This window comes from Gordonia sp. N1V (assembly GCF_029269935.1).
Classification (GTDB): domain Bacteria; phylum Actinomycetota; class Actinomycetes; order Mycobacteriales; family Mycobacteriaceae; genus Gordonia; species Gordonia polyisoprenivorans.
Genome location: NZ_JARJDD010000027.1, coordinates 24,673 through 37,170, shown reverse-complemented (window position 1 = coordinate 37,170; position 12,498 = coordinate 24,673). Strand labels below are relative to the sequence as shown.

General features: G+C 67.2%; 12 protein-coding genes. 4 read left to right on the top strand and 8 right to left on the bottom strand.

Going from position 1 to position 12,498, the window contains the following annotated elements; genetic code table 11:
* Positions 1-128: 128 nt before the first annotated feature.
* Complete coding sequence (locus P3L18_RS24590; protein ID WP_079929252.1) at positions 129-1,190, top strand: YhjD/YihY/BrkB family envelope integrity protein; 1,062 nt, start codon at positions 129-131, stop codon at positions 1,188-1,190.
* A gap of 24 nt (positions 1,191-1,214) precedes the next feature.
* On the opposite strand, the gene P3L18_RS24585 is transcribed toward P3L18_RS24590, so the two are convergent.
* From P3L18_RS24585 to P3L18_RS24575, 3 genes are all read right to left on the bottom strand, one after another.
* Positions 1,215-2,522 carry a serine hydrolase gene (locus tag P3L18_RS24585; RefSeq protein WP_276115538.1) on the bottom strand — a complete coding sequence of 436 codons (1,308 nt, stop codon included), beginning with the start codon at positions 2,520-2,522 and terminating at the stop codon, positions 1,215-1,217.
* A 75-nt stretch (positions 2,523-2,597) separates the two neighbouring features.
* Positions 2,598-3,986 carry an aspartate aminotransferase family protein gene (locus P3L18_RS24580; protein ID WP_079929254.1) on the bottom strand — a complete coding sequence of 463 codons (1,389 nt, stop codon included), beginning with the start codon at positions 3,984-3,986 and terminating at the stop codon, positions 2,598-2,600.
* On the bottom strand, positions 3,983-4,447 hold the full coding sequence (locus P3L18_RS24575; protein WP_006367518.1) for an Lrp/AsnC family transcriptional regulator: 465 nt from the start codon (positions 4,445-4,447) through the stop codon (positions 3,983-3,985). Before P3L18_RS24575 ends, P3L18_RS24580 begins: the two co-directional genes overlap by 4 nt.
* Positions 4,448-4,557: 110 nt before the next feature.
* Between P3L18_RS24575 and P3L18_RS24570 the strand changes: the two genes are divergently transcribed.
* Both P3L18_RS24570 and P3L18_RS24565 read left to right on the top strand, forming a co-directional pair.
* Positions 4,558-6,057, top strand: coding sequence for an aminobutyraldehyde dehydrogenase (locus P3L18_RS24570; RefSeq protein ID WP_276115536.1), 1,500 nt, complete (start codon positions 4,558-4,560; stop codon positions 6,055-6,057).
* Positions 6,054-7,469: an FAD-dependent oxidoreductase gene (locus P3L18_RS24565; RefSeq protein WP_079929256.1), complete on the top strand. Its 1,416-nt coding sequence runs from the start codon at positions 6,054-6,056 to the stop codon at positions 7,467-7,469. Before P3L18_RS24570 ends, P3L18_RS24565 begins: the two co-directional genes overlap by 4 nt.
* 14 nt (positions 7,470-7,483) lie before the next feature.
* On the opposite strand, the gene P3L18_RS24560 is transcribed toward P3L18_RS24565, so the two are convergent.
* Positions 7,484-7,978, bottom strand: a complete 495-nt coding sequence (locus P3L18_RS24560; protein ID WP_035726755.1) for a PaaI family thioesterase — start codon at positions 7,976-7,978, stop codon at positions 7,484-7,486.
* Positions 7,979-8,036: 58 nt separating this feature from the next.
* On the opposite strand from P3L18_RS24560, the gene P3L18_RS24555 reads away from it, so the two are divergent.
* Positions 8,037-8,687: a TetR/AcrR family transcriptional regulator gene (locus P3L18_RS24555; RefSeq protein ID WP_276115535.1), complete on the top strand. Its 651-nt coding sequence runs from the start codon at positions 8,037-8,039 to the stop codon at positions 8,685-8,687.
* 3 nt (positions 8,688-8,690) lie between these two features.
* Here P3L18_RS24555 and P3L18_RS24550 read toward each other — a convergent pair whose 3' ends face one another.
* The 4 genes from P3L18_RS24550 to P3L18_RS24535 all read right to left on the bottom strand — a co-directional run bounded on the left by P3L18_RS24550 (position 8,691) and on the right by P3L18_RS24535 (position 12,333).
* Positions 8,691-9,410 carry a type 1 glutamine amidotransferase gene (locus P3L18_RS24550; RefSeq protein ID WP_276115534.1) on the bottom strand — a complete coding sequence of 240 codons (720 nt, stop codon included), beginning with the start codon at positions 9,408-9,410 and terminating at the stop codon, positions 8,691-8,693.
* The gene (locus P3L18_RS24545; protein WP_006367512.1) at positions 9,407-10,309 is read right to left on the bottom strand and encodes a universal stress protein; all 903 of its coding nucleotides are present in this window, start codon (positions 10,307-10,309) and stop codon (positions 9,407-9,409) included. The genes P3L18_RS24550 and P3L18_RS24545 overlap by 4 nt, the downstream gene beginning before the upstream one ends.
* Positions 10,299-11,819 carry an APC family permease gene (locus tag P3L18_RS24540; protein ID WP_006367511.1) on the bottom strand — a complete coding sequence of 507 codons (1,521 nt, stop codon included), beginning with the start codon at positions 11,817-11,819 and terminating at the stop codon, positions 10,299-10,301. Before P3L18_RS24540 ends, P3L18_RS24545 begins: the two co-directional genes overlap by 11 nt.
* A 121-nt stretch (positions 11,820-11,940) precedes the next feature.
* Positions 11,941-12,333, bottom strand: coding sequence for a hypothetical protein (locus P3L18_RS24535; RefSeq protein WP_276115533.1), 393 nt, complete (start codon positions 12,331-12,333; stop codon positions 11,941-11,943).
* Positions 12,334-12,498 lie beyond the last annotated feature (165 nt).

Below are 12,498 nucleotides of genomic sequence, written 5' to 3'. Positions count from 1 at the left end.
GCCCGTGCCCGGTTGATCCGGGTCGGCGGGTACCGACGCGGAGCGTCAGTAGGCGTACCGACGCGGACCGCTGTCGGGCGCACCCACGCGGAGCCCGGGCGCTTCGCCGACAGGGAGGTGAGGCGACGATGGGTTCGGTGATCGCGTGGTTCAAGAATCTACTTGCACGCGCCAAAGAATGGTTCGCTGCCGCTCGTGAGCGCTGGCCGTGGCTTGGTCACGCCATGCGCACCCAGGAGCGCTACACCAATCGGCGCGGCAACGTCCATGCCGCGAGCATCAGTTTCAACGGAATCCTCGCGCTCGTCCCGATCCTGATGGTTGCGTTCGCCATCGCGGCATTCGTCCTGGCGAGCAACCCCGATCTGATCGAACAACTCAAGGACGCCGTGGTCAAGCAATTGCCCGGCGGCATGGGCGACCAGATCGGTTCCGTGATCGACTCGGCGATCTCCTCACGCGCCACGGTCGGCATCATCGGTCTCGTCGGTGCCGCGCTGACCGGTGTCGGCTGGATCGCCGGTGTGCGAGCCGGGATGACCGAGATGTTCGGGGGCAGGCTGTCGCGCAATGCTCTCGTCTCGAAGGTGACCGATCTGCTCACCTTCGTGGTGCTCGGGCTGGCCTTCGCTGCGACGATGGCACTGACGACGCTGGCCAACGGCGGTGGCATCGTCAGGAAGGTCCTCGAGTGGGTCGGCGTGGACCACACCTCATGGGCTCCGGTGCTGCTGCGGGTGGTGGCGATCGCGATCTCGGTCTTCGCCAGCTGGATGCTCTTTACCCTCGTGCTGGCCCGTCTTCCCCTGGTGCCGTTGCCTTTCCGTAACTGCCTCAGCGCCGGCCTGATCACCGCGATCGCGTTCGAGATCATCAAGAACCTCGGCGGGCTCTACCTCAAGTCGGTGCTCGGCAGCCCGGCCGGAGCCGCGTTCGGGCCGATTCTGGGCATCATGGTCTTCGCCTACCTCGCGTCGCGGATCATCCTGTACGCCACCGCGTGGTGCGCCACCGATCCGATCAACGAGGATTTCCAGGTCGACGACGAGATCGACGAGACGCAGCAGCGACCGGTGGTGATGCGTCCGACCGTGGAGGTCAGTCCGATGCCGAAGGTCGGTGCACTCGCCGGTGCCGCCGCGGTCGGAGCTGCGGTGGGTATGGTGATCCGGCGCGTCCGCGGCGACTGACGATCCGCGTCGCTGCGGCGCCGGTCAACGGCGGCGCAGCCCGACGAGGCGGGTGGCCGCGGCCAGCAGGATCACGACGACGAGGGCGACGACCAGCCCGACGAGAATGCGGGTGGCGGTCGAGTGATCGGCGGTGCTCGACGGGCGAGCGGTATCCGCCTGCGTCGTCATCGCCGATGACCCTGATGACGCCGATGACCCCGATGACGCGGTGGCCGATGTCGGTGCAGATGTGTTCGGGCCCGCCACGAGCTCACCCACCCGGGTGTCCGACGGTGCGTGGAATCCGTACTCCAGCAACGATTGTGCCTGGGTCCAGTAATTGTCGTCGCCGGTCGAGAGACCGTACATCTGCACGATCAGGACGGTCTTGTCGCCGTGGCGGGCGGCTCCCACGAAGGTCTTCAGTGCGTCGTCGGTGTACCCGGTCTTGCCGCCGAGCATTCCTGGATAGTCTTGCAGCAGTAGCTGATCCGAGGTCTGCATCTCGTATCCGGGGTGCGGTGTGTCGCTGGGTACGTCCGAGCGGGGTGGGTATCCGGGGAAGTGGTAGGTGGGTGTGGAGATGATCTCCCGGAACGTTGAATTGCCCATCGCGGCACGGAAGATCAGCGCCAGGTCGTAGGGCGAGGTGGACATGCCTGCGGCGTCGAGACCCGATGGCGTGGTCGCCCGGGTGTCCAGCGCGTGCAGGTGCGCGGCGAGCGAGTTCATCTTGGTGAGCGTGCTCGATACCCCGCCCAGTTCACGCGCGAGCGCGTGCGCGCAATCGTTGCCGGAGACGGTCAGCAGCCCGCTGAGCATGTCGCGCACGGTGTAGTGCCCGCCCGGTCCCATGCCACACGAATCGCCCTCCTGACTCCAGTCCTCGGCGGTCGGCACGACCATCTTGTCGAGGTCGAGTCCGGCATCGAGGACGGTCAGGGCCAGCAGCACCTTGATCGTCGACGCCGGGCGGTAGCGCCCGTGCGGGTCCTTGGCGGCGATGATCGCGCCGGTGTCCAGGTCGGCGACCAGCCAGGCCGCCGAGGTGAGACGTTCGGGGATCGGGCCGGCGCCGGGATCGGCGATCACCCCGCATGCCGAGAGGCGCTCGCCGCCGACGGCCGGTGTGGGGACCGGGAGTGCAGTGGGCGTCGTCGAGCCGGGTGCGACGACCTCGGAGGTGTCGACCGGGGGTGGCGGGGTCTGCCGATGCGGGCACTGATCGGTGACCGGTGTCGCCGGCGGAACGGCGACGGCGGCCCCGGGTGCGCTCACCAGGGCCGCCGCACACACCGCTGCCAGGATCGTGCCGATCCGTCGGCCAAGGTGCGTATTCCCCCACGTCACTGCACGGACGTTACCAGCGGCGTCATCTCTCGGTGTCGTGTCTTGTAGGCGACGCCGAGACCGGATGTCGGCCGGTCAGAGCAGTGTGTAGGCCTCGGTCAGCACCGAGCGCAGGATCTGCTCGATCTCGTCGAACTCGGCCTGTCCGGCGATCAGCGGCGGGGCCAGCTGGACGACCGGGTCGCCGCGGTCGTCGGCGCGGCAGTACAGACCGGCGTCGAAGAGCGCCGTGGACAGGAATCCCCGCAGGATGCGTTCGGCCTCCGGTCCGCTGAAGGTCTCCTTCGTGGACTTGTCCTTGACCAGCTCGATGCCGTAGAAGTAGCCCTCGCCGCGGACGTCGCCGACGATCGGCAGGTCATGCAGCTTCTCCAGCGTCGCGCGGAACGCCGGGGCGTTGGTCTTGACGTGGTCGTTGAGACCTTCGCGCTCGAAGAGGTCGAGGTTGGCCAACGCCACCGCCGCCGACACCGGATGCCCACCGAAGGTGTAGCCGTGTGGGAAGGTGGTCGATCCGTCGTTGAACGGCTCGAAAAGACGATCGCTGGCGATCATCGCGCCGATCGGGGAGTACCCCGAGGTCATGCCCTTGGCGCAGGTGATGATGTCGGGCTGATAGCCGAAGTCCTCGCAGGCGAACATCGAACCGATGCGGCCGAACGCGCAGATCACCTCGTCGGAGACGAGCAGGACGTCGTACTGATCGCAGATCTCGCGCACTCGCTCGAAGTAGCCCGGCGGTGGCGGGAAGCAGCCACCGGCGTTCTGTACCGGCTCGAGGAACACCGCGGCGACGGTCTCGGGGCCCTCGAACTCGATGGCCTCGGCGATGCGGTCGGCGGCCCAGCGACCGAACTTCTTGGGATCGGCGGCCAGTGCCTCGTCGGGTGCGCGGTAGATGTTGGTGTTGGGCGCGCGGAACCCACCCGGGGTGAGCGGCTCGAACATCTGCTTGAGATCGGGAATGCCGGTGATCGCCAGCGCGCCCTGCGGGGTGCCGTGGTAGGCGATGGATCGTGAGATCACCTTGTGCTTCATCGGTTTTCCGGTGAGCTTGAAGTAGTGCTTGGCCAGCTTCCATGCGCTTTCGACCGCCTCGCCTCCGCCGGTGGTGAAGAAGACACGGTTGAGGTCACCGGGTGCGTAGGCGGCCAGGCGCTCGGCCAGCTCGATGGCCGGCGGCGTCGCATAGGACCAGACCGGGAAGAAGGCGAGCTCCTTGGCCTGCCGGGCGGCCGCCTCGGCCAACTCGACGCGACCGTGGCCGGCCTGCACCACGAACAGGCCGGCGAGGCCGTCGAGGTAGCTGCGCCCGCGGTCGTCGAAGATGCGGACACCCTCGCCGCGGGTGATCACCGGCGGGGTGATGCCCTCGCCGTGTCGGGCGAAGTGGCCCCACAGGTGCGCGGCGCTGCGTGCTCCGAGAGAGGTTCCGTCGATGGACGGTTGGGTGGTTGTGGTCATCGTGTTCCCCAATTGTATTGCTGTTTGACGAGTTTCAGATAGACGAGGGTCTCCGTGCCGGTAACCTCGGGATGTTTGCGGACGGTCCGGTTGAGGATCGAGAGGAGGTGATCGTCGTCCTCGCAGACCACCTCGATGAGGATGTCGAACGAGCCGGCGGTCAGCACCACATAGTCGATCTCCGGATTCCCGGCGAGTGCCGTGGCCAGTTCCTCGGTGTCACCGGTACATCGGATGCCGATGAGGGCCTGGCGGGCGAACCCCAACTTGAGGGGATCGGTGACGGCGACGATCTGCAGTAGTCCGCTCTCGCTCAGCTTCTGTACGCGATTGCGTACCGCCGCCTCCGAGAGTCCGACCTCCTTGCCGATCGACGCATACGAACTGCGCCCGTCGGCTTGCAGTAGCTCGATGATTCTCTTCGCGGTGCCGTCGAGATGAGGGTGAGAGGCTTCAGGCACCCCCCGATCTTGACGGATTCAGTGGTGAAGCGCAACCGATACTTCTGATTTCGTCATAAAAATCCGGAAAAGAATCGCGAATCCGCATTATCGACGGTAGTATCGCAGCCGTGTTGACCACCAGCATTCCGTCCGGATGGATCGCCGGCGCGCCGATCGACGGTGCCGGGCCGGACCATACTGTTCTCGATCCTGCCACCGGCGAGCCCGTCGCGGAGATGGCATTGGCCGGATCGGCCGATGTCGATGCCGCCGTATCGGCAGCACGTGCTGCCCAAAGTGATTGGGGTGCAGCCACTCCCGCGCAGCGTTCCGAGGTACTCGGGGCGCTCGCGGCTGCTCTCGGAACCCAAGCCGATCTGCTTGCCGAGCAGGAGACCGCGCACACCGGCAAGGCGATCCGGCTCTCCCGCGAGTTCGATGTGCCGGGCAGCATCGACAACGTGCGCTTCTTCGCCGGTGCCGCCCGCATCCTGGAGGGCAAGGCCAGCGGCGAGTACTCCGGTGACCACACCAGTTCGATCCGCCGTGAACCGGTGGGTGTCGTCGGGTCGATCACCCCGTGGAACTACCCGCTGCAGATGGCGGTCTGGAAGGTGTTGCCCGCGTTGGCCGCCGGGTGTGCCGTCGTGCTCAAACCGGCCGAACTGACACCGCTGACCACGCTGACCCTGGCGCGACTGGCCACCGAGGCGGGCCTGCCCGACGGTGTGCTCAACGTGGTGGTCGGCACCGGCGCCGACGTCGGTGCCGCGATCGCCGGTCATCCCGACGTGGACATGGTCACCTTCACGGGCTCGACCGCGGTCGGCCGGATGGTGATGGGTCAGGCCGCCACCCACGGCACCCGCGTGCAACTCGAACTCGGCGGCAAGGCCCCGTTCGTGGTCTTCGACGACGCCGACCTCGATGCCGCCATCGCCGGTGCCGTCGCCGGATCGCTCATCAACGCCGGTCAGGACTGCACGGCGGCCACCCGGGCGATCGTGGCCGCCGACCTCTACGACGACTTCGTCGCCGGGGTCGCCGAGGTGATGGGATCGGTGCTGATGGGCGATCCACGGGATCCGGCCACCGACATGGGGTCGCTGATCTCGACCGACCACCGCGACAAGGTTGCGCAGATGGTGGCGCGCGCCCCGGCGCAGGGCGCCCGGGTGGTCGTCGGCGGGCAGGTGCCCGACGGTCCTGGCGCGTTCTATCCACCGACGCTGATCGCCGACGTCGCCGAGTCGTCGGAGATCTATCGGGACGAGGTCTTCGGCCCGGTACTGACCGTTTCGGCGTTCACCGACGACGACGACGCCATCCGCCGCGCCAACGACACCGTCTACGGTCTCGCGGCCTCGGCGTGGACCCGCGACGTCTACCGTGCCGGCCGTGCCTCCCGGGAGATCCACGCCGGGTGCGTGTGGATCAACGACCACATCCCGATCATCAGCGAGATGCCGCACGGTGGCGTCGGTGCCTCGGGCTTCGGCAAGGACATGTCGATGTACTCGCTCGAGGAGTACCTCACCGTCAAACACGTCATGAGCGACAATACCGGTGTCGCGCAGAAGGATTGGCACCGAACGGTGTTCGCCGATCCGGGTCGGGGATCGCGATGACGTGGGCGAGCAGACCCGGGCGTCGGGCCGTCGAGATGGTGGCACAGGCCGCGCCGACGTCGTATTGGCTTGACCGGGCGGACCGTCCCGCCCCGCGTCCGCGGCTGTCCGAGGAGGTCGACGCCGACCTGCTGGTCGTCGGCGGTGGCTTCACCGGGCTGTGGACCGCGGTGACGGCCGCCGAACGGGACCCGAGCCGACGGATCGTACTGGTCGAACGTGACCGCATCGCCGAACACGCCTCCGGCCGCAACGGCGGATTCTGCTCGTCGAGTATCACCCACGGACTCGGTAACGGCATCGACCGCTTCGAGGACGAGATGGACACACTGTTGCGTCTGGGAAGCGAGACGCTCGACGAGATCGAGGCAGCGCTGGCGCGTCTGGGCATCGACGCCGACGCCGAGCGCACCGGTGAACTCGACATCGCCAACGCCGACTGGCAGGTCGACGACCTTCGGGAGATGTCCTCGGCGGCAGCATTTCTCGGCAAGGAGATGCCGTTGCTGCCGGGGCCGCAGGCGCGTGCGCGGGTGAACTCGCCGATGGTCAAGGCCGCGCTCTTCGACCCCGAGGTGATCATGCTCGACCCCGCGAAACTCGCCTGGGGGCTGGCTGCGGCCGCCGAGCGGCTGGGGGTACGCATCTACGAACACACCGAGGTGTCCGGGCTGCGTCGCGAGAACGACCGCATGCGCGCGCGAACCGGATTCGGTGACGTCGTCGCCGATCGCGTCGTCCTGGCGACCTCGGCGAGTCCGTCTCTTGTGCGCCGACTTCGGCCCTACACGGTTCCGGTATGGGATTACGCCCTGATGACCGAGCCCCTCGACGCCGAGCGTCGGGCAGCGCTGGGTTGGGCCGGGCGCGAGGGTCTGGCCGATTGTGGTCCACGCTTCCATTACTTCCGCTTGACCGCCGACGATCGGATTCTGTTCGGCGGCTGGGACGCGCTCTACCACTACGGTTCCGATGACTCGCGACGTCATGAATACGAGCCCGCCGAGTTCGCGTTGCTCGCCGAACACCTGCTGCAGATGTTCCCGCAGCTCGAGGGCGTCCGCGCCAGTCACACCTGGGGTGGTGTGATCGACACCTGCTCACGATTCTGTGCTTTCTGGGACCGCTCACACGGTGGTCGGGTGGTCACCACGGTCGGCTTCACCGGGCTCGGCGTCGGGGCCTCACACTTCGCCGCGGCGACCGCACTCGATCTCGTCGACGGTCTGGCGACCGAGCGGACATCTCTGAAGATGGTGCGCTCCAAGCCGATTCCGTTCCCGCCGGAACCGCTGCGATGGACCGGGATCACGCTGACCCGCCACCAACTGGCCCGCAGCGAGCGTCGCGAGGGCAAGCGAGGTGCATGGTTGGCCGCGATGGACAAGGTCGGGCTCGGCTTCGACAGCTGATACATGGACGCCGATCAACCGATCTGATAGGTCCCGGTCGCTCGCGCCACGAGTGTGCCGCTGGTGGCTCCGAGCAGGTCGACGGTGCAGTGGCACAGCCGTTTTCCGTTGTGAAGACGGTCGGCGACAATGCGGAGATCCTCGGCCTGTAGGGGCCGCAGGAAGTTGACTGACATCGAGGTCGTCACGCCACGCAGCTTGTCCGGAATCTCGCGACCGGCCCATGCCGCCGCCATGATGCCGACATCGGCGCATGCGCCCAGCGCGCCGCCGTGCACCATCTCGCCGACGGTGGTCAGTTCGTGCCGAAAGGGCATCCGGAGCTCTGCTCGGCCGTCGCCGATCGACTCGAGGGTGATGCCGAGGACGACGACGAACGGTGAGGTCGGGATCAGCTCCCGCATCACCGCTGAGCCGTCGGTCGGCGCAGGCTCTGGGTGTCTCGGTCCCGGGTGTCTCGGTCCTGGGTGTGTCGGATCGGTGGGTGTGGCCGGATCGGTGGTGGTCATGAATCCTCCAGGTAACACTAGTCTGACTACGTATACGTAGTAGTACTACAATTAGCACATGACCTCGCTCCTGGACGAGCCCCGCGATCGCCGACGACGCCGCACTCGCGCCGCCATTCTCGATGCTGCCGCAGAGTTGTTTGCGCAGAACGGTTTCCGGGCGACCTCGGTCGATGGGATCGCCGAGCGCGCCGACATCGCACTGACCACCCTCTACGGCAACTTCGGTGACGGAAAGGCGCAGGTGTACGCGGTACTCGCGGTCCGGATGGCTCACGTCCACGACGAGCGGATGCGCGCGGTGCTGGCCGGACGAATCGGCAGCTCGGCCGCGCAGGCGGCGCTCGAGGAATACGTGCGGTTCCACCGCGACGAGCCGCTGGCGTTCCGGCTGCTCGGGCTCAGCGACGTCGACGAGTCGGCGGCGCCCGCGGTGGTGGTGGCGCGCACCGAGATCGCCGACCGGCTGCGTGCTGTCGTCGAGATGGTCATCGACGCGATCGTCGGCAGGCCGGGTGGCGGCGCCGCACGTCGGTCGCCGGCACGGCGCACCCGGATTCGGCGGGCGGTGGTGGTCGCGTGGGCCGGGCTCAACGGGCTGCTCGCGCTCGGCGGGCGGGGGCTCGTCGAGGAGTCGGAGGCCGGCGATCTGATCGACGAGGCGGTGCGCCTGTACCTCGCTCGGATCGACGAGGTGCTCGACGCGTGAGGGTTATCCGATGACGAAGGAGTCGAACCAACGTCGGATCAGCGTCGCCGCGAGTGGCGCGGTGATCGTCTGTGCGGCAGCGACATCGGCGGCGACGGAGGCCGGTGCCCCGGGACCGAGGGCGGCGACGAGTTCACCGCGGTAGTCCTCGACGTCGAGCCATGCGCGCAGCAGATCGGTGTCGACCTCGAGGTGGAACTGGACCCCGTAATGCGGTCCGTGGCGGTACAGCTGATTCTCGTATCGCTGCGAGCCGGCCAGTCGGGTCGCCCCGTCGGCGAGTGTGAACGTGTCGTAATGCCAGTGCATCGCCGGGAACGTCGATTCGGTGATCGCCGAGAACACCGGGTCGGTGCGAGCGTCGTCGGTGAGCGTCACCTCGGCGACACCGACCTCGCCGGCCGGCCCGGTGAACACGCGCGCCCCCAGCGCGCGGGCGAGTAGCTGTGATCCGAGGCAGACACCCCAGATCGGGACGTCGGCGGCCACCGCCGCGGTGAGGAAGGCGATCTCGGTGTCGATCCACGGCAGTGTGGCGCCGTCGTTGGCACCCATCGGGCCGCCCATCACGAGGATGCCGGCGAAGTCCCGGGGATCGGTCGGCAACTTCTCTCGCCAGGTGCGCACGGTACGGACGTCGGCGAGGCCGGCCAGTCCGGCGCCGTAGGTTCCCGGCGATTCGCATTCGGCATGGCGCAGTTCGAGAATCGTCGGCCGGGTCATGACGAGGCAGACGTGGTGTCGCCCGAGCGCGGCACCACGAGTACGGGCGCTGTGGTCCAGCGCAGGATGCGGGCTGCGGTACTGCCCAGGAACACCCGGTTCTCGGCGCCGAGGTGACCCGAGCCGACCGCCACGAGATCGTTGTCATCCCACTGCAGATTGTCGAGGGCCTCGTCGAGCGTGGGTCCGTCGGCGACGAGCACCTCGATGTCGAGGTCGGAGTCGACGGTGGCCCGCGTCTTCTCCAGCAGATCCCGGACCACCTCGACGCGACGCGCACGCGCACTGCGCGAGACGTCGTCGTCGAAGGGCGACTCCAGCGAGACCAGGGAGACCAGACGCAGATCCAGGTGCGCCTGTTCGGCGAATGCCAGCGCGAAGGGCAGGGGATTGCTGGTGGTGGGCTTGACCGGCACCGCAACGGTGACCATGTCGAGGGCGACCCCGGTCCGGTCGGCGTACCCGCGTGGGGCGAGCGCCACCGGTAGCGGTGCCGAGTGCAGCAATTCGGTGCTGACCGTACCCAGCGTGTGCCGGCTGATCAGCCCATCCCCGGTACCGCCGACCACGATCATCTCGGCGCGGGCCTGCTGGGCCAGACCGATGAGACCGTCGGTGAACGACTCGTCGACCACCACCACCGTGCGTGTCTCGATGTCGTCGGGGATGCGTGCGGCGCCTGCGGCCAGCCAGGTAGCGGCCTGGTTCTCCAGTCGAGCCTGATACTGCTCGACGCCGGGGTGTCCGTCGTAGGGGACGGGGTGGACCACGCACACGAGATCGATGGCCGCACCGGTCTTCCGGGCGATCGCGACCGCGAGGGCGATACCGTCATCGCCCGACGGCGTGGCGAGATAGCCGACGGTCAGCCTCGGGCGTGCGGGGGAGTCAGTAGACATCGGGAACCTTCACTTCGGTCGTGGCGGTCAGTGTCTTGCCCTGGAAGAACTCTCGGCGTTGGGCGAAGCAGGCCAACATGAGCGGGATGCCGAGCACCAGCATGCCGACGCCGAGGATGAACACGCCGCCGACCGGGCCGACCGAGGTGTAGCCGTAGTCGGGGTTGAACATGTCGATGGCGCTCTTGAGAAACGCCCATGTCATCGCGATGCCGCCGAGGAGCGGGAACAGACCGCGCATGAAGAAGTTGCGGGCGGAGTCGAACAGCGTCCGCCGGAAGTACCAGACCGAGGAGTAGGCGGTGATGCCGTAGTAGAACGCCACAGCGAGTCCGAGCGAGGCGATCGAGTCGGCCAATGTGTTCTGGCTTGCGATGGACAGGACGAGGTAGAAGGCCAACGCCGAGATGCCCATCACCGCGGTGCCGAACGCCGGTGTCATGTAGCGCGGGTGGATCTTCGCGAAGCGATCCGGGATCGCCTTGTACACCGCCATCGACAGGCTGCCCCGGGCGGTCGGCAGGATCGTCGACTGGGTCGAGGAGATGGCCGAGACGCTCACCGTCAGCAGCAGTGCGGCGGCGAGGATGCCGCCGGCCACCGGTTTGCCGAGAATCGTCAGCACGTCGTCGGCGTTCTCGGGGTTGTTGAGTCCGATACCGGTGTCGCCGAAGCCGGCGAAAGCCTGGACCGCATAGGCCACGAGTACATACGTCGCGACAAGGATCAGGCAGGTGATCACCGCGGCCCGGCCGGGCGTCTTCTCCGGATCCTTGGTCTCCTCGCCCACGGCCAGGCAGGCATCCCACCCCCAGTAGATGAAGATGCACAGGATCACCGCGGCCGCGATCTCGGATTGGCTCAGTCCGCTGGGCCAGAGCCAGCTCCACTCCGGTGAGATCGCTTGCGGGCCGGCATGTCCCGTGCCGACCTTGACCAGCGCGATGACACTCGCGAGGATCAGGACGCCGAACTGGATGAACATCAGGGCCGAGAGCAATCGCTCGCTGATGACGATGCCCCGGATACTCACCCAGGTCATCCCTGCGATGAACACACAACCGAGCAGCACCTTGACCCATAAGGTGTCGGCGAGGGTCTCCAGGCCGAGGAATTTGAGCAGATACACCGCGGCGATCTCGGCGACGTTGGCCAGCACGATGATGGCCGACACGGCCAGCCCCCATCCGCCGATCCAACCGACCCACGGGCCGAACGCCTTGGTTCCCCAGGTGAAGGTCGTTCCGCAGTCCGGGGTGTCCTTCGCCAGTTCGCGGTAGGCGAACGCCACCAGCAACATCGGGATGAAGGCGACGACGAACATCGCCGGCGCCTTGGTGTGGACCGCGGCCACCACATACCCCAACGTGGCCGCCAGGCTGTAGGCCGGCGCCACCGCCGACAGCCCGATGATCACATTGCCGACGAGGCCGATGGAACCGGCTCGTAAACCCTTGTCGCCCTGGATCTCGGCGTGAACGCTTTCGGTCAATGTCTTGCTCCCACTCATGTCCGTGTGCTGGAGACAGAGTAGGGTTTCCGTCATCAGCGCGCAGCGTGATGACGGAATTAGTGACAACAATCCAGAATTATCATGGAATCCGTCGTGAACGGGATGTTTGTCGGATGTTTCACCACTCGCAGACCGCCATCGCCGCAGGCCCCTCGGCGTCGTCGGTCGCCACCGCCCGGGTGCCGGAGGTGACGGTGCAGTGTGCGACCTCGCCGCCGGAGATGAACACCACACGGTGCGTGTGCCGGCGGTCGTCGGTGGGGGTCAGGGTCAACGAGCCTGTCCATTGATCGGCCTGCGAGTCGTGATCGGTGAGCTTCACGTCGAACTGATGTCGTGGTCGGCCGTTCGCGTCGTACCAGAGCAACTGCTCGTTGACCTCCTCGTCGGAGGCGATTGTGATGGTCAGGGTGTCGAAGGAGATTGGGGCGAAGGAGATTGGGGCGCAGACGGATTCGTGAGATCCGTCGATGCCGCCACCGGCGGCGGGGTGAGGCCCGCGGCTAGGCACGCCACCGATACGACCGCGAGGACGAGGAGTAGGACGAGCGGATGCGGGCGGGCGATCAGGTGAGTCATGATCGATTGGACGCAGCGGACGCCGGATCGGTTCCGGCGGGTCGCGGGTTGTCCACAGGCAGTTGCGGTGCGGTCGGCACGGACCGGTTGTGCATCA